This is a genomic window from Treponema rectale (genome assembly GCF_014202035.1).
GTDB classification, from domain to species: Bacteria; Spirochaetota; Spirochaetia; order Treponematales; family Treponemataceae; genus Treponema_D; species Treponema_D rectale.
Genome location: NZ_JACHFR010000001.1, coordinates 648,328 through 670,916, shown reverse-complemented (window position 1 = coordinate 670,916; position 22,589 = coordinate 648,328). Strand labels below are relative to the sequence as shown.

21 protein-coding genes are annotated in these 22,589 nt (G+C 41.8%); 7 read left to right on the top strand and 14 right to left on the bottom strand.

Features of this window, described 5'->3' with window-relative positions:
* Nucleotides 1–3: 3 nt before the first annotated feature.
* The 10 genes from truA to HNP77_RS02745 form a co-directional block, all read right to left on the bottom strand.
* A complete protein-coding gene (truA, locus tag HNP77_RS02790) occupies nt 4–783 on the bottom strand; it encodes a tRNA pseudouridine(38-40) synthase TruA (protein WP_184651632.1) in 780 nt (259 codons plus the stop codon).
* On the bottom strand, nt 783–1,679 hold the full coding sequence (locus HNP77_RS02785) for a DUF2225 domain-containing protein (RefSeq protein ID WP_184651631.1): 897 nt from the start codon (nt 1,677–1,679) through the stop codon (nt 783–785). The genes truA and HNP77_RS02785 overlap by 1 nt, the downstream gene beginning before the upstream one ends.
* 11 nt (nt 1,680–1,690) lie before the next feature.
* Nucleotides 1,691–2,077: a holo-ACP synthase gene (gene acpS / locus HNP77_RS02780; protein WP_184651630.1), complete on the bottom strand. Its 387-nt coding sequence runs from the start codon at nt 2,075–2,077 to the stop codon at nt 1,691–1,693.
* Nucleotides 2,074–3,090, bottom strand: coding sequence for a CdaR family protein (locus tag HNP77_RS02775; RefSeq protein ID WP_184651629.1), 1,017 nt, complete (start codon nt 3,088–3,090; stop codon nt 2,074–2,076). The genes acpS and HNP77_RS02775 overlap by 4 nt, the downstream gene beginning before the upstream one ends.
* A 7-nt stretch (nt 3,091–3,097) precedes the next feature.
* Nucleotides 3,098–3,901, bottom strand: coding sequence for a diadenylate cyclase CdaA (gene cdaA, locus HNP77_RS02770; protein WP_184651628.1), 804 nt, complete (start codon nt 3,899–3,901; stop codon nt 3,098–3,100).
* Complete coding sequence (gene folP / locus HNP77_RS02765) at nt 3,898–4,734, bottom strand: dihydropteroate synthase (protein WP_246428842.1); 837 nt, start codon at nt 4,732–4,734, stop codon at nt 3,898–3,900. The genes cdaA and folP overlap by 4 nt, the downstream gene beginning before the upstream one ends.
* Nucleotides 4,735–4,742: 8 nt before the next feature.
* On the bottom strand, nt 4,743–6,659 hold the full coding sequence (gene dxs / locus HNP77_RS02760; RefSeq protein ID WP_343042510.1) for a 1-deoxy-D-xylulose-5-phosphate synthase: 1,917 nt from the start codon (nt 6,657–6,659) through the stop codon (nt 4,743–4,745).
* Nucleotides 6,660–6,906: 247 nt separating this feature from the next.
* On the bottom strand, nt 6,907–8,106 hold the full coding sequence (hemW, locus tag HNP77_RS02755) for a radical SAM family heme chaperone HemW (RefSeq protein WP_184651627.1): 1,200 nt from the start codon (nt 8,104–8,106) through the stop codon (nt 6,907–6,909).
* 32 nt (nt 8,107–8,138) lie between these two features.
* Nucleotides 8,139–8,834: a signal peptidase I gene (gene lepB / locus HNP77_RS02750; protein WP_184651626.1), complete on the bottom strand. Its 696-nt coding sequence runs from the start codon at nt 8,832–8,834 to the stop codon at nt 8,139–8,141.
* 60 nt (nt 8,835–8,894) lie between these two features.
* Nucleotides 8,895–9,839: an SUMF1/EgtB/PvdO family nonheme iron enzyme gene (locus HNP77_RS02745; protein ID WP_184651625.1), complete on the bottom strand. Its 945-nt coding sequence runs from the start codon at nt 9,837–9,839 to the stop codon at nt 8,895–8,897.
* A 163-nt stretch (nt 9,840–10,002) separates the two neighbouring features.
* On the opposite strand from HNP77_RS02745, the gene HNP77_RS02740 reads away from it, so the two are divergent.
* Nucleotides 10,003–10,305: an STAS domain-containing protein gene (locus HNP77_RS02740; RefSeq protein ID WP_184651624.1), complete on the top strand. Its 303-nt coding sequence runs from the start codon at nt 10,003–10,005 to the stop codon at nt 10,303–10,305.
* On the opposite strand, the gene HNP77_RS02735 is transcribed toward HNP77_RS02740, so the two are convergent.
* Entirely contained in the window at nt 10,289–10,690 is a 402-nt protein-coding gene (locus HNP77_RS02735) for an ATP-binding protein (RefSeq protein ID WP_184651623.1), read from the bottom strand. The two genes, HNP77_RS02740 and HNP77_RS02735, sit on opposite strands and share 17 nt — an antisense overlap.
* Nucleotides 10,691–10,694: 4 nt before the next feature.
* Entirely contained in the window at nt 10,695–12,326 is a 1,632-nt protein-coding gene (locus HNP77_RS02730) for a SpoIIE family protein phosphatase (protein ID WP_184651622.1), read from the bottom strand.
* 115 nt (nt 12,327–12,441) lie between these two features.
* Between HNP77_RS02730 and smpB the strand changes: the two genes are divergently transcribed.
* Together smpB and HNP77_RS02720 are read left to right on the top strand one after the other, a co-directional pair.
* The gene (gene smpB, locus HNP77_RS02725; protein WP_184651621.1) at nt 12,442–12,906 is read left to right on the top strand and encodes an SsrA-binding protein SmpB; all 465 of its coding nucleotides are present in this window, start codon (nt 12,442–12,444) and stop codon (nt 12,904–12,906) included.
* On the top strand, nt 12,907–13,734 hold the full coding sequence (locus tag HNP77_RS02720) for a TP0183 family DNA metabolism protein (protein ID WP_425506731.1): 828 nt from the start codon (nt 12,907–12,909) through the stop codon (nt 13,732–13,734). It abuts the gene before it with no gap.
* A 21-nt stretch (nt 13,735–13,755) separates the two neighbouring features.
* Here the strand turns inward: HNP77_RS02720 and HNP77_RS02715 are convergent, their stop codons facing one another.
* Together HNP77_RS02715 and HNP77_RS02710 are read right to left on the bottom strand one after the other, a co-directional pair.
* Nucleotides 13,756–14,349: an L-threonylcarbamoyladenylate synthase gene (locus HNP77_RS02715; protein WP_184651619.1), complete on the bottom strand. Its 594-nt coding sequence runs from the start codon at nt 14,347–14,349 to the stop codon at nt 13,756–13,758.
* The gene (locus tag HNP77_RS02710) at nt 14,330–14,833 is read right to left on the bottom strand and encodes an FtsB family cell division protein (protein WP_184651618.1); all 504 of its coding nucleotides are present in this window, start codon (nt 14,831–14,833) and stop codon (nt 14,330–14,332) included. The genes HNP77_RS02715 and HNP77_RS02710 overlap by 20 nt, the downstream gene beginning before the upstream one ends.
* A 281-nt stretch (nt 14,834–15,114) precedes the next feature.
* Between HNP77_RS02710 and HNP77_RS02705 the strand changes: the two genes are divergently transcribed.
* From HNP77_RS02705 to HNP77_RS02690, 4 genes are read left to right on the top strand one after another with little or no spacing between them, the layout of a single operon-like run.
* Nucleotides 15,115–18,315 (top strand): midas domain-containing protein, encoded by a 3,201-nt coding sequence (locus HNP77_RS02705; protein WP_184651617.1) that lies wholly within the window; start codon nt 15,115–15,117, stop codon nt 18,313–18,315.
* 28 nt (nt 18,316–18,343) lie between these two features.
* The gene (locus HNP77_RS02700) at nt 18,344–19,834 is read left to right on the top strand and encodes a 6-hydroxymethylpterin diphosphokinase MptE-like protein (protein ID WP_184651616.1); all 1,491 of its coding nucleotides are present in this window, start codon (nt 18,344–18,346) and stop codon (nt 19,832–19,834) included.
* A complete protein-coding gene (locus tag HNP77_RS02695; protein ID WP_184651615.1) occupies nt 19,831–21,258 on the top strand; it encodes a motility associated factor glycosyltransferase family protein in 1,428 nt (475 codons plus the stop codon). The genes HNP77_RS02700 and HNP77_RS02695 overlap by 4 nt, the downstream gene beginning before the upstream one ends.
* The gene (locus HNP77_RS02690) at nt 21,248–22,588 is read left to right on the top strand and encodes a hypothetical protein (RefSeq protein WP_184651614.1); all 1,341 of its coding nucleotides are present in this window, start codon (nt 21,248–21,250) and stop codon (nt 22,586–22,588) included. The genes HNP77_RS02695 and HNP77_RS02690 overlap by 11 nt, the downstream gene beginning before the upstream one ends.
* Nucleotide 22,589: the final 1 nt, after the last annotated feature.

The window sequence follows — 22,589 nt, the reverse complement described above, 5'->3', positions numbered from 1 at the left end:
GGCTCAGACATGCCGCCTGATACCGTCAAATCTTACTTCCCATAGAAAAAGACCGTCCGGAGGAGCTGTAAACAGGCTGTTTGACCTTGTCCTGCTTTCAAGAAGTTCCTTAAACCACTGTCCGTCAAAACCTTTTTTTTCTCCCATAATAAGGCTTCCTGTCAGTGACCTGACCATTTTCCATAAAAAAGCATTTGCCTCTATTTCAAAAACAATGGTATTTTCATCCTGAGCGTAAAAACGGGCCCCGTCAATATAGCGGTTAGTAGAAAGGCTCTGATCTCCTGCTGCAGCAAAAGTCGCACAGTCCGTCTCTCCTTTAAGGCAGGAACACATGTCGTTGAGTACACTAAGATCAGGTTTGCGGGCTATACACCATACATACCGGCTTCGGTCGGCAGGAACCGCAGCAGCTGTAGAAATGAAATACCTGTATTTTCTTGAAGTCGCGCAGAATCTTGAATTAAAATCCGGAGCAACTTTCTTTACATCAAGAATCCTTATGTCCCTTGGAAGCATTCCGTTTAATGCCCTGATATAGTTTTCCTCAGGTATTCCGTCGGCAGGAGAAATAAAATTCGCAGCCTGCCCCATGGCATGAACACCGCTGTCAGTACGTCCGCTCCCGTAAAGATTGATTTTCTGAGAAAACATTTTTTCAAGGGCAGCTTCCATCTCCCCCTGAACTGTGCGCACCGGCTTTCCGCCGTCAGACTTATCCTGTCTCTGCCATCCGCAGAAGTCCGTTCCGTCATATGAAACTGTAAGAAGAATATTCTGCATCAGTCGTCTTCACTAAAAATATTATTTGCAGAAAGTTCTGCAGTCAGCTTGTCATAAAGACTTCTGGCAACATCCAGAAGCGGACCAGGTTTGCTTTTTGAAGATTTTCCGAGACCGAAAATTCTTGCAATCGATCTTTTTGATTCATCCAGCTTTTTAAGGCGGAGCTCCTCATCTTCATGCTGACCGTACTTATATTCCAGAAGACCGCAGAGGTAAATTACACCGTCATAGCCGTAATTCTTATCCATGTCAGGACCAAAATTACCTACAGTCTCAATGGATTCTATGCGGCCCGTCTCGTTTATAAGGGTCTGCTGATAAAAAAACAGTGCCTTGCGGTAAAAAACATCCGCTACATAATTATAGTTGTGTCCGGGGCAAACCCTCTCTATATCCTTGCACAACCACGCAAGCCTGAGGCAGAGCATGGCCCTTTTGAAGGTAGGAGCATAGGCAATATCTACTTTTTCATAACAAAGAAGGGCAAGATAATACATGGCTGCCCCGTCATAAAGACTTCTCTGTTCCCTGAGGTTATAATACGGGAAAATTGCCTCTACAGCTTCACGGCGGTGATCCTCATCACTCATAATTCTGTCCAGGGAAGAAGCATCCTTAATATCCGTAAAATCCTTCCAGAAAAAAGCACAGTGACATTTAGGACAGCAGCCGATATCATAAATAAGCGGATAAACCCTTCCGTATTTTTTTGACGGTTCAAAATTTCTGTGAAGTTCATCAGTAAGACTGCCTGCAATCATACGGCCGCTTCCCTTATGCATGACTTCCTTTTCAAAAGGCTTATGACATACGGGACATATGATTTTTTCTTTGGCCCAATAAGAAATGGCAGGTTTTTTATCATCAGACTCTACAAACTTCTTTACCGGCATAACATTCTCCCTTAATCAAGTTTTTCCATTACGACAAACGCCAGGGCATACTCTTTTTCGTGAGTCAGCGACAGGTGAAGAACAAAATTCTTTCCGCACAGTTCCTTTACCCGCTGCAGAGCCCTTCCTTCAAGTGCGAGAGCCGGCTTTCCGGTCTCATCAATTATAGTATACACATCTTTTAAATCAAAACCACTGAGGCCTGTTCCCAAAGCCTTGGAAAAAGCTTCCTTGGCAGCAAAGCGGCTGGCATAGTATTCACATTTACGCTGCATGGAAGAGTTTTCGTTCAAAACAGCAATTTCCTTTTCATTAAAAAAACGGCGGATAAGGGACTTTTCTATCCACTTCTCCAGTCTTCGGGTTTCAACGATATCCGTTCCGATTCCAAATATCATTGTTCCTCCGTAATTTCAACGGCAGCTTCCCCGGCTGGAAATTCTGTTTCCGTAAAAGTTCCGTCATCTTCAACAGCAGAAGGTTCTCCTGAAGAAAGATAAACTGTAATTTCAGACCTGCTGACCTTAATTATATCTATATCCTTAGGTCCTGTAACCGAAAGACGGACAACATGGCTGCCTTCACTGTCAACAGAATTCAAATCTGCAGCACAGACAAAGTCAGAAGAAGAAAGCTTATCGAGGGCAAGCATGCTGCCTTCAACGGTAACATCAACAATCTCTTCCTGATTTGTAACAAAAAGACTTTCAGGAATATTCTTAAACACTACCGGTATATTCTTAATAATACGACTTGTTCCCACAGGACGGACATACAGTACAACCTTATAGTTTTCAGCTGAGGGAACCGTTATTCGCCTGTTGGTATGAAGGATGGAAGACACCGCAACCACATCTCTTGAAGCACCATTAAGGGAAACGCTTTCCGTAGAAAGGTATTCAATGGAGTTAACGGAACTTTCAGGCCCCTCAATAAGAACAACATCCGGTACTACATTGTAATTAACCATCTCATATCCATAAGCTGCACTTCCTGTAACAGTAGGCTTCACAGGAACATAGCGGGAAACATATTCTTCCACTGGTACATAAAGCGTTCTTGGAGAAAAAGAAAGTTCCAGAGGATCGATGAGCATGACTTTGGAATCAGGAGTTACATTAATGTCAACGGCAGCCCTTCCAGGTTCCTTTACTGAGTTCATATCAAGAAAAGCCTTGAAATCACCTTCCGTAATGTCTGCCAGATTTTCCCGGCGGCTTTTTACCGTTACCTTTACCATGCGGGATTCATCTGCCTCTGAAGCAAGGGTCATCTCTCCATTTTCAAGAACCGTAACGGGAATCATATAGCTTTTTGAAGACAGTGTAGACATTTCATGAAAAAAGAAAATCAGCACTGCAGCAATAAAACACAAAATCTTTACCGGCCAGTTTTCCAGTAACTTATTCATAAAAGTTTTAATGTTCATCTATGGTATCCTCAATAATCTGGTCCTGAGCCGTAATCTCAAGACGGCTTTCAAGGATTTTCTTAAGCTGATCCTGACTCAGGTCGTAGTAAAGCTTGGAATCATAGGCAAGACTTATGGCTCCCGTTTCCTCACTTACGACAAGTACTGCTCCGTCACAAATCTCACTCATTCCCAAAGCAGCACGGTGACGGGTTCCGAAAGTCTTTTTTATATCATACTGCTCGCTTAACGGTAAAAAACATCCGGCCGCAACAAGCTTTCCGCCCTGAACAATACAGGCTCCGTCATGTAAAGGCGTATCATGTCCGAAAATAGTTACAAGAAGTCCTGACGACAGGTCTGCATTAAGTCTTGTACCGGTGTCAACGATATTATCATGCTTCGTATGCTTTATAAAAACAACAAGCATTCCCCTTTTCAATTTCGAAAGGGATTCCGCAGCTATGAGTACAGAATCTACATAGGTATGCTTACTTCTGGACCCGAATGCAAACCATTCCTTCTGTCCGATTTTCAGAAGCAGGAGCCTTAATTCCGGCTGAAATACAATTGCAAATGCAACTATCAGGCCAGGAGCAAGGACATTCAGAATCCAGAGCATCGTTACAAGATTAAGAAGGACTACCACACCGTAAGCTATGCCTACTATAACTACTGCTTTTATAATCTGAAGGGCATTTGTCTTTAAAATAATTTCATAGGCTTTATACAGAACAAACGTAAGGAGGGCTATATCTAAAAAAGGCCTCAGGTAATTATAAAATTTCGTCAGTATCTCAAAAGCATTCATAAAAGTCCGGATTCCCTAAATGATTTTAACACTGCCAGCACATCAGCGCAAGGCGCAACATCATGCACCCTTACAAATGAAGCCCCGGAAAGAATACTGAGAATATTGCAGGCAATCGTTCCGTAAAGCCTGTCTTCCGTCTGTCTGCCGGTAATCGCACCGATATAGCTTTTTCTGGACAGAGCCATCAGCACCGGATATTTACCGCCGCATAACTGTCCGCACCTGGCGGTAAGACATTTATTGGCTTCAAGGTCCTTTCCAAATCCTATTCCCGGATCCACTATTATCTTTGAGGGAGAAATTCCTTTTGACACGGCATAATCTGCCCTGGAACGCAGATAAGAATCCACTTCAGCAAAAACGTCTTCATAGGATGTATCATTCTGCATGTCAGAAGGAATTCCCCTTTTATGCATCAAAAATACAGGAATTCCCTTTTCTGCTGCAAAAGAAGCCATCTCCTCATCATCTTCAAGAGCAGATACATCATTCAGCATGTCTGCCCCCTCGTTAAAGGCTGCTTCCATCACTGATTTTTTCCGGGTATCTATTGAAATGGGAATGCTGCTTTTCTTTCGTATTTCCCGTATAACAGGAACCAGTCTTTTTATCTCTTCTTCCGCACTGACATAATCAGCTCCGGGTCTTGTAGATTCTGCCCCCAGATCTATTATGTCCGCACCTTCCTGCTCAAGCTTAAAAGCCCTTTCTGCTCCACCCCTGCTTTCTGAATAAAAACTGTCACCGGTACAGTTTACTATTCCCATAATAAAAACATCTCTTTTTGCTGTTATAGTCCTGCCGGACAGTTCAAGTCCATAATTTTTCAATTTTATTTTTACCTCACAAGTTTAAAAACTGCTTCCGTAATACATTCAGGAGAAAGTCCCGCCTGCTTCAAAATATACTCCCGCTCTCCGTTTGCAAGAAATTCATCAGGAAAAGCCAGAACGGATGTCTTTATTTTTTTCAGAACAGGATCTTTATGAATATACATATCAAGATATTCCGCAAAACTTCCTATTCTTACGCCGTCTTCTATAATTACCGCACAGTCATAATCTGAAGCTGCAGAGGCAAAGTATTCTCCGTCAAAAGGTTTAAGAAAGCGGAGTACATAAATGCTGCAGTATATGCCGTTCATAAGCAGATTTCTTGCCGCAACAAGAGTTTCTCCATACATGCTTCCAGTACATACAAGAAGAACCTTCTTCGGCTTTTTCCGGCTGTCTTTTACAGACACCTCAAGAGAAGGAGAAATTTCAGAAGCCTCAACCAAAATACCCCTTCCGGACACAACCGGAACAGAAAAGGCTGGTGTTTCAGACGGACAGGAGTTCTTACTCCATCGGAGGCAGACAGGTCCTGAACAGGAGAAAACCGCATAATCCAGACAAAGTTTCATATCCGCAGAACTGACCACGGTCATGAACGTTATGTCAGGAATGCAGCGCAAAAGTGAAATATCAAAAATTCCCTGATGAGTTTCTCCGTCACCGGGAACTGCACCGGCCCTGTCCATTACCATGATTACATGACGGTTCTGAAGGGCTATGTCTTCTATAATCTGATCCACGGAACGCTGCATGAATGTGGAATATATAGCTACAAAAGGAATAAGGTTTCCGGCAGCAAGGCCACCCGCAAAAGTTACTGCATGCTCCTCGGCAATTCCAACGTCAAAAAATCTGTCCTTAAACTTTCTTGAAAATGCATCAAGACCGGTTCCCTTTGACATGGCAGCTGTAATTGCACATATACGACTGTCCTTTTCTCCAAGGCGAACGATATAATTACTAAAACACTCCGTAAAACTAAGGGCATTAAATTTTTCTACAGAGCCATCACTTATATTAAACGGACCTATTCCATGAAAAGCAGAAGGATTGTTTTCTGCAGGTGAATATCCCTTACCTTTTTTTGTAACAACATGAACTACAACCGGGCGGGGAATCTTCTTTACCCTTCTGAAGGTTTTCTCCAGTTCCCTGATATTATGGCCGTCCAGAGGTCCCGCATATTCAAATCCAAGATCAACAAAAAGATTATTTGTAAGGAAAAAGCCCTTTAAGGCCCTTTTAATTCTGTATATAAATTTTCCGATATGCCGGTTGAAATACGGAATTCTGTCTATTGCATGGTCAATACGGCGCCTGAACTTCTGATAGGCAGCCCCTGTCGTCAGTCTGGAAAGATATCTGGAAAGGGAACCTGTATTAGGGCTTATGGACATCTGATTATCATTTACAACTACGATGAGATTCTGACTGAGCTGTCCGGCATGACTCAAAGCTTCAAAAGCCATTCCTCCTGTCAGGGCGCCGTCTCCTATAACGGCAACAACCTTATCGTCACGCCCCTGCAGTTTCCAGGAAGCAAGAAGTCCCAGTGCAGATGAAATTGAAGAAGATGCATGTCCGGCATCAAAATAATCATGAGGACTTTCCTTTATGCGGGTAAAGCCTGAAATTCCGCCTTCTTTTCTGATTGTAGAAAATTCTCCGTAACGTCCGGTCAAAATTTTATGAGGATAACACTGATGGCTTACATCCCACACTATTGCATCCTTAGGACTGTCAAAAACCCTGTGCAGCGCTATGGAAAGTTCCACAACACCAAGATTGCTTGCGAGATGACCGCCGTTTTCAGACACTGTAGAAATGATACACTCCCTCATCTGTGAGGCAAGCAGAGTAAGACTTGCATCATCAAGTTTTTTAAGATCACCGGGAGAATGTATGGACTGAAGAATCACGGCTTTTATGCCTCCTGAAAAGAGTAAAAAAAAAGACCGCAGTCAATAAAAACAACCACGGTCCTTTTAGAAAAAGTCATACTAAGAGTAAGACTACTTGCTCTTATGACGATTTCTTCTAAGCTTCTTCTTACGCTTATGTGTCGCTATCTTTGCGCGCTTTCTTTTCTTTCCACAAGGCACGATAGTACTCCTTACTAGTAATAAGTTCACTTATTATGCGGATTTTTACTGTTTACGTCAAGCATTATAACAGGGATTCCAGTGCAGAATTTAAAAACAAAAGTCCGTCCCTGTCAAAATGAAAATACCTTTCAGATTCACTGCCGCTTATTTTTATTTTATCCACAGACTCAAGACGTTTCCTTAAATTTCCATGCCATGGCTCAACATCAGAATATCTTTCTTCGTAAAGTTTTTCACTGACTCCCCTTAAAGTACGAAGTCCCATCATTAAAAACTCAAACTCCGACGTAGAAGAATCAAGAAGTTCCCTTTCGCTTACGGGAGGAATAAACTCAGGCAGAAAGGTTTCTTTTCTATTAAAATTGAAATCATTCCAGAATTTTACGTATGCATCAATATTTCTTGTATTGCTCCACCGGATTCCACGGACATCAGACTCTGATGAAAAATCATAAAAAGTACCGCAGGCACTGCATCCAAGCCCGGCATAATCCTGCTGCTGCCAGTATCCCGTATTGTGAATGCCCTGGCAGTTTTTTTTAGCAAAATTTGAAACCTCATACTGAGCATAACCCGCTTCTTCAAGAATGTCCCGGCCTGCAAACCATTGAGAATCCGCCCTGTCATAATCAAAAGCGGTTCCACCGGCCGTTTTTTTATACAATGGAGTTCCCTCTTCCAGAGTAAGGGTATACAAAGATATGTGGTCAGCCCCGAAAGCTGCCGTTTTACGTACGGAATCTTCAAATTCTGCATCCGACTGTCCGGGAAGTCCTGCAATCAGATCAAGGTTAAGCTTTCCTTCCCAATACCTGTCTATAAGGGAAAGGGCCTTTTTTATGCTTTCAGCAGAACAATGACGGTTTACGGATTTCAGGGCCTTTTCATTCATAGACTGAATTCCCATGCTGAGCCGGTTTATTCCGCATTTCTTATAGGCAAGAATTTTTTCTTCCGTCAGTACTTCAGGATTTACTTCTATGGTTATCTCTTCCGGCACTCCCTGACTGCCGCACAAAAGCCCTTCTACCAGACGAACCGTAAGTTCTGCCGGCATCAGTGCAGGAGTTCCACCGCCGATATACAAAGTTTTCCAGGATGAGACAGAATACCTCTGCCGCCAGTAAGTTTCTTCCTTAAGCAGGGCCTGAACATAGGAAGGATCAACAGGTTTTCCGCAAACCGGAACACTGTAAAAATCACAGTAATCACATTTTGACGTACAAAAAGGAACGTGAACGTAAAGAAGAGCTTCCTTCATAAAAGGGAATCCTGAAATATCAGCTGAAAATACTAAAAAGCCTTGAATCTGCTTAACGGAAAATATTCAAGTACGACTTTTCCACCGATTTTATCAGCAGTTATTGGACCATAACTTCTTGAATCCACTGCCTCAACCCGGTTATCAGCAAGCACAAAATATTCATTTTCCTTAAGGACTGTTTCTTCCATCTGGGGATTTGAACCTATGCAGTCCCATTCCGCAGGAACAGAAAAACTCAGAATACTGTAATCTCCGTCAGAAACCTCAAATTCACTTAAAAACTGACTCTGACCGGCCGGCTTTACATAAAGCACATAATCCTTCATGTAGATTGTATCCCCCGGCAGAGCAAGAACACGGCGGATACTTTCTTTTCCGGTAGCTCTTGAAGAATGACCGAAGGGAGCAAAAGTCTGTGCCGTAAAAAAACTGAACACGAGATTAAGGACGTTTTCTCCGGCAGAAAGTTTTTTTCCGTCAAGCCTCTTCACTAAAACAACGTCCCCCCGCTCTGGAGTTCTGGTCAGGGGAGTTACAAATACGACACTGTTTGCAGAAATTTCCTCCGACATTGAATCAGAACGTACAAGTACAGGAAAAAGGATAAAATTAACGACGATATTCAGAAATATAAAAACTGAAACTGAAACAATCAGGGCAACAGTAATGTTATGTTTACGCTGACGGCTCATTTCAAAAGAGTAATCATAAATATTCTGTTTCATAATCCGTCACATCATATCAGAAAAAATCAGTTATAACAATTACAAAAACACAGGCTGTCCCTACATGATTCCTTCGATTACGGAGCGGCATACCCTGAAGCCAAGGCTGGAACTTTTTCCGGTCGGCGCACTTCCGCTTCTATAGCAGACGGTACACTGCTGCATGTCATCAAGCCAACTTCCCCCTCTTTTTACATGAAAATTACCGCTTTTAGGCCCGCATGGATTCGTCATCGGCATAATCGGAAGTTCTTCCATATAATCCCAGCACCATTCCGCCACGTTGCCGCACATATCATACAGGCCGAGCATGTTGGGCTTTTTGCATCCCACAGAATGGGTATGAACATCACTGTTCTCTCCGAACCATGCAACCTTATTTATGTCATCACTGCCTGCAAACTGAGCAGGACTGTGATTTTTGCCGCCTCTCGCAGCGTACTCCCATTCAGCTTCCGTAGGTAATCTGTATCCGGGAGCTGCAAAATTACAGCTAACTCTTTTCCATACCGGACTTGAAGTCTCAAAAGCCGAAAGATCCGCATTCATTCCTATTGAATAGCACGGAAGAAGCCCCTGGGAAATACTGAGGAGATTACAGAAAATCAAGGCTTCACACCAGTTTACGCATTCAACAGGACGGTCTGCACCCTTTAATTTTGAAGGATTCTTACCGGTTACGGCTTCATACTGCCGCTGCGTAACAGGCGTTTCTGATACAGCAAAACCGTTTATCATAACGCTCCTGTTGAATTCGGACATACCCATTAAAAAAGAGCCGCCTTCGATATATATCATTTTAGGAACAGTATCTGACTTTACGGCAGGACGGTCTTCCTTCAGGTTCAGTTTAAGATCTTCTCCCGTTCCGGAATCACAAGTTTTTCCTTCCCGCATTATTTCAGCCAGAGTCTGAGTAAGGATCTGTTCTTCAACATTCTGACCGCAGCTGGGACAGAATTTAAAATTTCCTTCCAGTTCAGTTCCGCAATTATTACACCTCATACAAATTCTCCACATACCATTGTAAAACGTTTTTTTTATAAATACAAAACAAACTGTTTGACTTTTTTAAATTTTGAACCAAAATATATGTAAGAACAGAAACAGGATTATATTCAGGAACAGGAGCATTTCCCGCTTCCCGAAAAATCTATCCGGAGAAAAAATGACAATTTCAGAAAATAAAATCGACGATACTACGGAAATTATAATTTCAGGAAGGCTTGATACCACTACGGCGCCTCAGCTTGAAACAAAACTGAAGGAATGTACTTCCGGATGTACTACCCTTGTTCTGAACCTTGCAGAAGTAAGCTATATTTCCAGTGCAGGGCTTCGTGTAGTACTTCTTGCCCACAAGGTAATGAGTGCGGCTGGAGGAAAGATGCGCATAAAGAAGCCTTCCGAGTTCTGCATGCAGGTATTTGCAGCAACCGGAATGGACGGTGTCCTTACAATCGCTTCCTGATGTAAAGGACATTTTTTCCGCCGGCAAAAAAATAACCTACGTCATCCATAAATTTCTTTGTCAGAAATATTCCCAGACCGCCTATATTTCTTTCTTCTGCAGACTGAGTTATGTCCGGGTCTTTTCTGAGAAGCGGATTATAAGGCATGCCTGAATCATAGAATACGATTTTAAGAAAACCTTCTTCGTCTACGCTGCATTCTATTTCAACTGTACCGGTTTCAGGATGATATGCGTAATGGGCAATGTTTACGAATATTTCTTCCACTGCAAGATCTATTTCTCCTGCTGCCTTAGGAGAAATGTTTTCAGGAAAGTTCGAATGAATAAAATCATTTACAGCCTGCATGTTTTCATCACAGGCCTTAAAAGTTCTGCTCACCATACCTTCACTCTCCATTTTTCAGTTTAAACTCAAGCATGGTAATATCATCAAACTGAGGGGTTACATCCGTAAACCTGTCAATATCTGCGCGGACAGCCTTAAGAAGCTCCCGGGAATTCATACAGTCACAGTTTTTCAGGCAGGAAAGCAGCCTTTCTTCTCCATACAGTTCTTCCTTTCCGTTCACAGCCTCTGTAATTCCGTCTGTATAAAGGAAAATGCTGTCGCCGCCATAAAACTGCAGGGAATGTTCACTGTATTTTATTCCCTCCATTGCAGCCAGCATAAGGTCCGGCTTAGACACGAGGAATTCACATTTATTTTCATGCCTTAAAACAGGACTTGTGTGTCCTGCATTGGCAAATTTCAATTCTCCGGTACTGATGGTAAGAATTCCAAGCCAGCACGTTACAAAAAGCCCGGCATCATTTCCTTCACAAAGCTGGGAATTGACCATCGTAAAAATCTCTGCCGGTCCAAATCCCTGCATTGCAACATTCTTCAGCAGAGTCTTTGCAACAACCATGAACAGAGCTGCGGGAACGCCCTTTCCGCTGACATCTCCCACTACGACGGCAAAATGATCATCATCAATTACAAAGAAATCATAAAAATCACCGCCGACCTCCTTTGCAGGTTCCATACTGGCATACAATTCAAGTTCAGGATGGTCTGCATATGGAGGAAATATCCGCGGAAGCATATTTGCCTGAATCTGAGTTGCAACATCAAGTTCTGCAGAAAGCCTCTCCTTTTCTGCCGTAGTTCTGGTAAGAACATCGATATAGGAATTCATATCGACGCTCATTTTTTCTACGGAGCGGGCAAGAATTCCCAGTTCATCCCTTCCCTTTATCCGGCTCAGTTTATTTGAAATCTTTCCTCCGTGTTCTGCAAAATGCGCAGTTTCATGGGTAATCATTGAAACAGGACGGACAACCATGAATAAAAGAATAATAATGAAAATAACAACAAAAATTCCGGTAATAATTGAAGAATTTATGGTAACAGACCTGCGGTAACTTTCCTTAAATTCACTAACCTCACTCATAGGTTTTACTATGCTCATTATCGCAACGGTTTTTCCATGAGAATCAATTACAGGAACGGAAGTCGTAACATGCCCGCCCCTTTCATTATACACAAAGCGGATATAGGGTTCCCCGTGCTCCATTACCCTGCGGAGATTTTCTATGTAATCATCATCATACTTTAAAAGACTGTTGACCTGCCCGAGAGGATATTTTTTTCCATTTACAACCTGAGGATGAACCGTATCAAAAACATAAACCCTGGATTCATATTTCTCATCAGGAATCGTTACGTAAATATATGCAAGCTGGGCAGAAACCGTAAGGGCATCAAGCATCCTGTCACTTTCCATCCATGCCTCATCAGCAGGAGCTCCCTGAGCATAGGAAGTTATCCTGTCCGCATCAATATATGACAGTGCAGTATTAGCTATCTGTTCCGTAACCGCACGGTACTGTTTTTCAAACAGATGCATGAAAACACGGTAACCAAGGGTTCCGTTAGCCAGAATGAGGATTGTACAGAACAATGCCAGATAAAACGGGAGTTTTACCGTAAGACTTGAGAGAGGAAAAGTTTTATAAGTTTTGCCTTCTGATTGCATATCTAGAGTATAAAACACAAATTCTTCGAAATCCACGAATTTAAGAAATTCACTTTCTCAGTAAGAATCCTCACACAGTAGACTACATAATTTTTATTCAATATAATTTACGTATATGTCTGAAGGTAAAAAAATAATTGCCGAAAACAGAAAGGCCCGGTTTAACTACACAATAGAAGACTCTATCGAATGCGGAATTGCCCTTGAAGGTACGGAAGTAAAATCCGTAAAGGAAGGAAGCGTCTCTTTTGCGGACAGTTTTGCCCTGATAGAAAATAATGAAATCTGGCTTCAAAACTTTCATATTTCAGAATACTCATATTCATCTGTTTTCAATCATGACCCTGACAGAAAAAAGAAACTTCTCCTCCACAGAGATGAAATAAAAAGACTGAGACGGAAAGTTGAAGAAAAAGGCTTTACCCTCATTCCCCTTGACTTTTACCTTAAAAATGGCCGTGTTAAGGTAAATCTCGGGGTGTGTAAAGGAAAGAAACTCTTTGACAAACGTGCCGATATAAAAGACAGGGACGTAAAACGCGATATTGCCCGAGAATTCAGAAACGGACTGAAAGGATAAGTGAAAACCAGATTTTTTCTGCAGTTAATTATTCTCTCCACTGCGGCAGCCTTCAGCCATGCTGCCACACAAGTGGATTTTTATGCCACGGAATCTTCTTCACAGGATACCGGCATGATCCAGATGACTACAGACCATTTTTATTCACAATTCCAGACAATAGACGGTTATATCGTCATTGACCACAGAAAAGACCACTTCTCCATGGAAGAAGCTACGTCAAACATTTCCTTTTATGCAGAAATTCAGGAATCTCCGGAAGGCGGCTGGATCTGTACGCTGAATGCAATAAAAGCAGCCGAAAACAAAAACGTAAGTTCCACAAAAAAATACGAATCTTATTACATGATTCTCCTTGATGCAAAACCTTCCCTCGAAAACTTGCTGTCAAATCTTTCTGGAAATTCAAAAGTTTCAGTTTCACAACCGGAACAGAAAGATAATCATGAGGACGAACGGCATACTGACATAGAAATTCTTGCAGGAACATGGGCCGGAGAAGAATTCATAGACAAAATACTCATTCTCCGCAGCGGAAAGGGCGTCATAATCTACAAAAACGGTGCCATCATGAACGTTTCCGTATCAATAGACGGCTCATCCGTCCATATAATTCAGACAGGAAGGAGTAATGCCTCTTACTTCCCGGAACTTCCCCGTGCTGCAGCCCTGAAAAATGCAGCTTCTGCCCCTCCTGTAGAATGGAATCTTGTCCTTACCGCAGGCGGAAGTCTTGAAGGCTCAAAGCAGACCCTCATTCAGAACGGGAACTCTCCGTCCGAAGTAAAAAAAGGAACGGTAAACGTTGTCTGGCAGAGAAGAAAATAACAGCGTCCGGAGATAAGGTTTCTACAGTTTTAAGGCGCCCTGCCTGACCACTGTATACGGTTTTCCCTCTTCAACCTTAACAATCGTAGAAGGAAGGGCATTTTCAGTGTCTCCGGCAAGCACTATAAGGTCACATTCGTTTTCAAATTCACTTATGATTTCTTTTTCAGTACATAAAACGGGATAACCGCTTCTGTTTACACTGGTACTGTAAAGCGGCACACCACAGTTTTCTATTATTTTCCTGAGCCATTCATCCCCGGGACAGCGGAAAGCTATGGTCTTCAGGTCAGTTTTTAAAGGTGAATCTTTTTTCAGGGGAACAATTACAGTAAGGGGGCCCGGCCATTTTGACAGAAGCTCAGGATCAATGGCTGCATCAGTATAAAGATTAATATCTTCAGGTTTTGCAATAAGCTGAATCAGAGGCTTCGTCTCAGAACGTCCCTTTATCTGACGGATTCTGTCATCACAGAAGAACTCTTTTCTACCCTTTAAATCTACAACTCCGGAAAAACCGTAAACAGTATCAGTAGGAAGAATCACAATTCCGCCATTTTTTAAAACATCAGAAATTTTTTCTATAGATTCAGAATCAGTTTTGCTGCATGTCATAAACTACCGCTCCATTCAGTACCGTAAAACGCCTTTTTCGGACAGGAAGAGATATCCTTCCACGGGCAAAATCCCCCAGCAGCAGTACTATATAGAGAAGACCAAAAATAATAAAGCCTATGGACTTACAGGTTCTTTCTGAAAGATAGCGGATTTCTCCTTCCTCAACTGCAAATCCGGGATCTTTTACGGTATTCTGATAGGAAGAAAGCCCCCTTATCTTGACAAGGATTTCCCCGTCGCTTACATAACCGAGACGCCGGGCATGAGCTGCAATCACACTGGCATCATTAAGAAGTGCATTTTTTTCCATAAAGAGTTCATTATGAATCCTTTCTATAGATGCCTCATGAATACTTAGTATTCGTTTCTGTTCCTCAAGCTGTCCCTGAGCCCAGATGCCGTAACGGCCTGCACATACAGAAATGAGGACATAACAGAGAGTTCCGGCAAAAGCAGCAGACAGTAATCTTAACCTTTTCATTATGCTCAGATTATCGGCAGAGGATCAGAATTGATGAAATGTTTTAAACTACCGCAGGTAAAAAAAAATGAATGAGTGTTTTAAGTGGAAAATTTCACACATTTATGATAAAATGATGTCTGCTGTGTAGTTTCTGTATTATAGGATTCTAATATTTTAAAAACTTATGCCTTAAGATTTTAAAACTGAATGCCGAAACTAAGAATGATGTACCGGAGTTTTTTAGAACTGCTGAAGTTCAATGAAAACACAAGGATCAAAAGAATAAAGGGGATAATTTTATGAGCGAATCATCAGATAAAAAAACAGAACTTGACGAATACGGCGTTTGGATAAAAAATACAGCACCAGCTGATGATAATGCCACTTTTGAAAATACAAATAATATCCCGGATGAACTTTCCGATTTATCTTTCCTTGACAAGACTGCACAGTCTGATTTTGAACAGGAAAACGGAGCTTCTGCAGAAACAGCAGAAGAAGAAAACAGTCCGGCTGACGAAGAAATCTCTCTGGATGAATTCATGGACTCTGATTTTACTGATCCTAATGAAAGCTTATCCCCTGCTCCTCAGACAGAGGCATCTGATTCATCCGCCGGTTCTGCAGAACCTCCGGCTGCAGAACCTCCGGCTGCAGAACCTCCGGCTGCAGAACCTCCGGCTGCAAATGAATCAGGCGAAGTTTCCCTTGATGATTTCCTGGACGGTGGTTTTGAATCAGAACCGGCAGAACCTGCACAGGCAGATAATAATGTTGAGAACGAAGAAACCCTTGATATTGATTTAAGTTTTGATGATACTCCGGACGAAGAAAAATTTGCAGATATTCCTCAGGAAAACAATAATACAGAAGAATTTGCCAATGATGACTTTAACACCCTTTTTGGAGACGACAATTCCGCAGCAGGTTCGGAAGGAGAAAGCGTAGATCTTTCTGAATTCGGCTTTGGAGATGATTCTGAAAAGAAAGAAAGCGCGGGTTCAAATGAAAGCGTTGACCTTTCAGAATTTGGATTTGATGATACAGATGCAGGAACACAGGCTGACAAGATAGAAGAAACAAAAAAAGAAGAAGGTCCTGTAGATTATGAAATGAATGTAGAAACAGATTCTGATACCCAGGCTCCTGTAATTGCAGAAACAGCCTCTGATGAAGAAGATGAAATTTCTGTTGATACGACAATGCAGGCAGAAGAGACTCCTGTAACAGCAGATTCTGACGCACCGGTTTCTGCACCTGATGATGACTTTGATGTAGACAGTCTTCTTGACGGCGTAGATTTCGGCAGTGATAATGAGACCTCTTCTGATGCAGGCGAAAATACCGTTTCAGAGAATGCAGACGTAACGGAAACAGTTCAGGATGACGATTCAGAAGCAGCTGTTTTCCAGGACGAAACTGACATAGTACAGGATGCTGCAGCAGATAATACTGTTTCAGAAGATGTTCCGCTTCAGGAAGAAAATATTGATTTTACCGCAGAAGCACCTGATGCAGAGACAGAAAATCCTTTTACTGCTGATGACGAAACTGACCTTCAGGCAGCAGAAACTCAGACAGACGGAACCTTTGATCTTGATGAACCTGTATTTGAAGAACCGCAGCCGTCTCAGGAAGAAGATAGTGACTTTAATTTCGAAGATATGGTGGTTGATGTAACTCCTTCCGGCGAAACTGCAGATGTATCAGAAGAAGATGTATCTGATATTGACGTATCAAGCCTTGAAGCACCACAGGCAGATGATGAGGTTACTGAAACAGAAGAAGTAAAAGAAAACAGTCTTGAACTTGATGATATTGATACTTCCCTGCTTGACGGTCCGGCTGTAAAAGATGATGAAACTGAAAACGCTTTTGCAGACACTATGGAAGACAATCAGGAACAGAACGAAAACCTCTCAGTTACTACTTCAGATGACAGTGAGACATCCGAAGACGGGAGCTATTCCTTTCAGGAGCCAAGCATTGCAGACGCAACCGACGACGTGTTCTCCGATACAGACTTTGAAGCACCTGCTGAAGAATCTGTTCAGGAAGAAATGACAGAAACTGAGCCTGCATTTGAGGAACCGGTATTTGAAGAACCTGCAGCCGGAGAAGAAAGCACTGAAGAAACAGAAATTTCTGAAGCTGCAATCGGAACAGAAGTTGATTCAGATGTTTCTGAAACAGAAGCAGATGATGACCTTGATACTCACATTCAGGCTCAGGCTGAAGAAAGTTTCCCTGCACTGAATTTTGCTCCGATATCAATCAGCACGGAAGATAAATCTATTCCAGATACATTTGAAGAAGAGGCTGCGTCTCTTGAATCTCAGGATAAGGAAGCGGAAGAACAGATGAATGAAGTTACGGCACCAGTAAATGACAGCGAAGAAAAACAGGCATACAGTGTTTTCATTAAAGAAGAATTTGTAACGGAAGATACAGCAAATGAAGTTCAGATGCAGAATACTGCTCCTGTACAGCAGAAGGAAGCTGCTCCTGCACCACAGCCTTCTGATTCAGGTTTTGATGCCGGAAGCCTCCTTAAAGACATTGCGGCACAGATTGCAAGCCTGAAGACTGAAATTTCCTCACTTAAAACTGAATTCGAAGAACTTAAAAACAATGAGGGAGCTGCAAAAACAGTCTCTGCTGCTGCAGAAAACAATGATATTGACCTGCCGGTTCCTGGCAGCGAAAAAGATGATGATTCCGGATTCTTCTCAGATAATGATGAAGACGACACGATTGCTCTCAGTGGAGAAGAACTTGACAATATCCTCAATACAGCAGAACTTACACCTCCGGAAGAAGCCGTTGCTCCTTCAGAAGCTGAAGAATCACTTTCAATGAATTTTGAAAATGAAAAACTTGAAGAGCCTGTATTTGAAGAAACTGAACCGGAAGAAGAACCTCAGGAAGAAATTTCAGTTCCTAAAGTTGATGACATCATAGTAGAACCTTCAGCATCTGACCTTATAGAAGAAAAAGAAGAATCTGCTGCTCCGGATGAAGAAGAAAACTTCTCTGACCTTATAACAGTAGACCAGCCGGGGCTTGGTGAAATAGAAAATACTGAAGAAGAAGAGGAAGATGATCTTTCTCCATCCATCGAATCCCTTTCAAAACCTATTGAACTGTTCAAGGAAGAAGAAGAGGATGAAGAGCTTGAAAAAGGAATCAGCGAGGAACCTGTAGGACAGGTATTTGACCAGTGGAATTCCAAAGATGATGAACCGGCATCTGATGCAGATTCTGTTGACGAAGATGCAGAACAGGCCGTAGAAACTGAGGAAGCTCCTGTTCAGCAGTCTGAAGACAATGCTTCATCTGCAGATTCTATTCCAGAAGGAATGAAGGAAGAGATTAAGTCAGTTCTTTCATACATGGATCAGCTTCTTGAAAGCCTTCCGGAAGAAAAAATTACTGAATTTGCTCAGTCAGAACAGTTTGAAACTTATAAAAAACTTTTCAAAGAACTCGGTCTTGCATAATCATTGAAGAGGATAGTTATTTACACCTATGGCAGTTGAATTCTTTCAGGCAGGCAACGGAGAAAAAACCTGTAAGATAAATAATTTACCTCTTCATTCTGCATATGAGCCGTCAAAAGAAGCAGAGCGCTATGTAAAAAACGCTGTATGCAAATTCAAGCCAAAGTTTGTTCTTGTTGTAGAACCCGGGCTTTCATACTGTGCTCCATATCTCAGACAGACATTTCCTGATTCAAAAATATGCTGCGTCAGACTCTGCAATGAATTTTCAGACTCTGACAGTCAGTGGGATAAGGTCTTTTATTTCTATTCAACAAAAAGTCTGGACTCTGATATTTTTAATTACATGGGGGATGAAGGCATAATCGCCTGTTTTTTCTGGACATGGCCGGGAGCTCAAAACGCCCTCAGGGAACAGAACAATGAAGTCTGGGAAGAGATTAAAAAAGCAGTCCTCAAAACAAAATCAATACTCAATACGAGACGTTACTTTGCTAAACGCTGGACGAAGAATGCCCTGCGGTTCTGTCTCTTTTCTAAATATAATGCGTACATACTCAAAGGAAATTCTCCTGTTATAGTATGTGCTTCAGGCCCGAGTTTACGCTCATCAATTCCCTTCCTGAAAAAATACCGGGAGCAGTATTTTCTGGTTGCTGTTTCTTCAGCACTCTCCCCGCTTATTGATGCAGAAATAATTCCAGATGTATGTATTTCAACTGACGGAGGCTATTGGGCAAAGCTTCATCTGGAATTCGGACTTAAACGGCACAATATTCCCCTTGTCCTTCCACTGGAAGGAGCCTGCTACGGAGAAATTTTAAGTGAACACACTGTCGTACCGGTTGCATATGGAGACGGTGTCGGAGAAAAACTTATAGACAAATGCAATTACATTAACGTAAAGGCAATTCGCAACGGAACTGTCAGCGGAACTGCGGCAGATTTTGCACTCAGCATAACAAGCGGAGAAGTTTTTTTCTGCGGGCTGGATTTAAGTCCGTCAAAAGGTTTTGCCCATACACAACCTAATGAACTTGAAATAAACGACAGCATCCATGACAACAGATTACGAACTCAGGAAACGAGGGTTACACCTCATACCTTCAATTCACCTGCTCTTGATATTTACAGAGCCTGGTTTTCAAGCAATAACTTTTTTCACAGAGTTTTCAGATTAAGTGATGATTTCAAATACAATAATTCTCTCGGACAGATTTCAGATGTCAACTGGAAAGTTTTTAAGCAGCACATTCCGACAGGACTTCTTACAAAGCCGACATCTCTTTTTTTAACCCACGAAATCGTAAAAAACGAAAGAATCAAGATGCTTCTGGAAGAAACCTGGCATAACCTTAATGATAAAGAATGGATAAAAAGCGTACTTCCAAATGAGGAGATCCTCTATGAACGTTCAAAGCCTGAGGAAAAGGAAGTTCTGGAAAAAAAGATAAAAGAAAGCATGGAGGAATTTGCAAGGGAAATTCAGGCAACCTTTGAAAAAGGACTTAAATCTTGATTTACCAGAATAAATTTACAGCAAAAACCGGAGAAGAAATACCGGTCTTTAAAGACGGCAAGCCGATGAATTCAAGATATAATCCTTCACTGGAGGCAATGAATTTTGCAGAAAGTGTTTCTGACGGGTTCATTGTGACAGGAGGAGCAGGCTGTGCCCTTCATATTCTTGCACTTTTAAAAAAAAATCCGGATTCCTTTATAATTGCTGTAGAGGCAGATCAGGAAAGTCTTGAGTTCTGCAGAACATTTCCGGCCTTCATTGAGGCACAATCAAAACCTAACGTAAGGTTTATAACTGAGGATAAGCTCGAAAAGGAACTTCTTGAAAACTATATTCCTGTAAAGTATAAAAACTTTTCTTTATCGTTCATAAGAGCATGGGAAGCAGAAAATAAAGAACTTTCTGTAAAAATTCACGACACGGTTCAAAAGACCCTTAAAAGAATAAGTGCAGATTTTTCAGTTCAAAGCCATTTTGGAAAAATATGGCACCATAATATAATTATAAATTCTGCACGGACTGCTCCCTGGTCATATTCTTCACCGGAAAAAAAACAAGCCCTTATCTGTGCAGCAGGTCCGACTCTTGAAGATGACATCGGCTATATAAAGGAAAATTCCGCTCAAAGCTGTATAATTGCAGCCGACACTACATTTTCTACACTTCTGGAATACGGAATAATACCTGATGTTACGGTCAGCACGGATCCTCAAAAAATTTCTGCAGAGCATTTTTTTAACTGTCCGGTTCAGTCAGCATGTAAAAAAACAATACTGTTTGTTCTGGATATTTCTACAAATCCTGTCATTGCAGAAACCGTTGTAAAACGCGGACATAAAGCCGTCTTTTATAAAAACGGACACCCTCTGGCCCAGACCCTGTTTCCGGATTCTTTGCCCCTGATATCAGCGGCAGGAGGAACGGTTACAGCTGCCTGTGCAGACTTTGCGTTAAAAGCAGGCTTCACTTCAATTACTTTTACAGGAGCAGACTTTGCCTATGTAAACGGCAAACCTTACGCCCGCGGAACCTATCTGGAACGCGGCTATAATTCCAGTTCACGGAAACTGTCAACTGCAGAAACAAAATACTGTGGCCTTATGTACAGAACGGAACTTAAACATACGGAAAATCCAGGGTTCCTTACGACTGAAGTAATGGAAACATACAGAAACTCCCTGGAGGAATGGATAAGTAAAAACGGATTCACTAAACATGGAAGAACTTACCGGCTCGATAATAACACAGGAAGTATTTCCTGTACCGGTAAAAGACATTCTCTGGCGGAATGCACTGACAAAACATCGTACCTGCCCTTATGTGCATGGTTAAAAAAATATAATGGAGAAAAAACGGAGGAAGAAATTTTAAAACTTGCACTAGCCTATTCCCTCCGATATAATCGTATCTATGAAAGTTAAGAAGAATCTTCTGGTTGCACTGTCAGCTGCATTTATATATATAATTACCGTAATTACATTTATCGTTTCCATTTACACAGAAAACCAGAACGGAAAACAGAATTCTCCCGAAATTTTCAGCAGTCTCGTACACCAGATAAACGTAACCCTCAGGACAGAAGAAGCCGGAACAAGAGCATTTAACAAAGAATTTCTGAACTCTTCTCCTCTTGAAAATTTTCAGTCGATAAAACTCAATTACAACGGAAAAGAAATACTCCGCTATCCGGCAGACCTGAATGATAATAGAAAGCAAAAGACTTTTACTACCCTTAAAAAAGATTCAATCAGAACACCGGACGGAAACAGAATTGAAATAGAAGCTGCGATATACACAATTAAACCGTCTTCTGTTTTCTCAAAAGGACGTCTTGCCTTTATCGTTATATTCGTAGTGACACTTTTCATCGTATTCCACCTCATGTTCTTTGCAGACAGATACATCGTACAGGAAAAATATGAGGAAGAACTTCCGGATGAAATGCCTGAACAGGACGAAAAACAGGAAGAACTTATAACAGACCGTATTCCTGAATCTGAACCGGATGTCAGCAGTCAGGAAAAAGCTGACGCTGAAGAAACTGATACTGAAGCAGAAAATGAAGTTTACGAAGAAGATATTACGGAACAGATAGAAGCTGAAGCGGAAGAAAAAAAAGCAGAGGAAGATCTTTTTGAAGAAGAAATCCTTATGGATGATACGGAGCAGGAAGCAGCTGAAAAAGAAAATACTGAACAGAAAGCGCAGAAAAACGTTTTCAGCAGTGATTCAGAAAAAGAACCTGCCGGACTTTTTTCACCGGATACAGGCTTCGGATGGGAATCTTACATGCTGCCCCGTCTGGACAGTGAACTTATAAGGGCTGCCTCCAGCGAACAGGATCTGGCTCTTTTTACCATACGCATACCATCCCTGGACTGGACTTGCAGTTACGGTAAAAAAATAAGTTCAGTAATTCTTCAGGCCGTAAAATTTAACGATCTTGTATTTAATTACAAGGAAGACGGCTGCTGTGCAATAATACAGGAACTCAACATTCCCCAGTCAATTTCAAAGGCTCAGGAAATATTAAAACAGGTAAATACAATACTTGCTGAAAATAAAAGCAGCCTCCGGTGCTGTATCGGAATTTCAACCAGGGCACTGCGCCTCATATCAGGCAACAGACTGTTTAATGAAAGTGAACAGTCTCTGTTCCATGCCCTCGATGACGAAGAATCACCTATCGTTGCATTTAAGGCAGACTCTGAAAAATACAGAAACTACCTTGCTTCAAGAACGGAAAATTAAA

What these genes read in the sequence shown, in the direction of transcription:
- truA (WP_184651632.1), bottom strand. Translation starts at nt 783, where the DNA reads ATGCAGAATATTCTTCTTACAGTTTCATATGACGGAACGGACTTCTGC.
- HNP77_RS02785 (WP_184651631.1), bottom strand. Translation starts at nt 1,679, where the DNA reads ATGCCGGTAAAGAAGTTTGTAGAGTCTGATGATAAAAAACCTGCCATT.
- acpS (WP_184651630.1), bottom strand. Translation starts at nt 2,077, where the DNA reads ATGATATTTGGAATCGGAACGGATATCGTTGAAACCCGAAGACTGGAG.
- HNP77_RS02775 (WP_184651629.1), bottom strand. Translation starts at nt 3,090, where the DNA reads ATGAATAAGTTACTGGAAAACTGGCCGGTAAAGATTTTGTGTTTTATT.
- cdaA (WP_184651628.1), bottom strand. Translation starts at nt 3,901, where the DNA reads ATGAATGCTTTTGAGATACTGACGAAATTTTATAATTACCTGAGGCCT.
- hemW (WP_184651627.1), bottom strand. Translation starts at nt 8,106, where the DNA reads ATGAAGGAAGCTCTTCTTTACGTTCACGTTCCTTTTTGTACGTCAAAA.
- lepB (WP_184651626.1), bottom strand. Translation starts at nt 8,834, where the DNA reads ATGAAACAGAATATTTATGATTACTCTTTTGAAATGAGCCGTCAGCGT.
- HNP77_RS02745 (WP_184651625.1), bottom strand. Translation starts at nt 9,839, where the DNA reads ATGAGGTGTAATAATTGCGGAACTGAACTGGAAGGAAATTTTAAATTC.
- HNP77_RS02740 (WP_184651624.1), top strand. Translation starts at nt 10,003, where the DNA reads ATGACAATTTCAGAAAATAAAATCGACGATACTACGGAAATTATAATT.
- HNP77_RS02735 (WP_184651623.1), bottom strand. Translation starts at nt 10,690, where the DNA reads ATGGTGAGCAGAACTTTTAAGGCCTGTGATGAAAACATGCAGGCTGTA.
- HNP77_RS02730 (WP_184651622.1), bottom strand. Translation starts at nt 12,326, where the DNA reads ATGCAATCAGAAGGCAAAACTTATAAAACTTTTCCTCTCTCAAGTCTT.
- smpB (WP_184651621.1), top strand. Translation starts at nt 12,442, where the DNA reads ATGTCTGAAGGTAAAAAAATAATTGCCGAAAACAGAAAGGCCCGGTTT.
- HNP77_RS02715 (WP_184651619.1), bottom strand. Translation starts at nt 14,349, where the DNA reads ATGACATGCAGCAAAACTGATTCTGAATCTATAGAAAAAATTTCTGAT.
- HNP77_RS02710 (WP_184651618.1), bottom strand. Translation starts at nt 14,833, where the DNA reads ATGAAAAGGTTAAGATTACTGTCTGCTGCTTTTGCCGGAACTCTCTGT.
- HNP77_RS02705 (WP_184651617.1), top strand. Translation starts at nt 15,115, where the DNA reads ATGAGCGAATCATCAGATAAAAAAACAGAACTTGACGAATACGGCGTT.
- HNP77_RS02700 (WP_184651616.1), top strand. Translation starts at nt 18,344, where the DNA reads ATGGCAGTTGAATTCTTTCAGGCAGGCAACGGAGAAAAAACCTGTAAG.
- HNP77_RS02690 (WP_184651614.1), top strand. Translation starts at nt 21,248, where the DNA reads ATGAAAGTTAAGAAGAATCTTCTGGTTGCACTGTCAGCTGCATTTATA.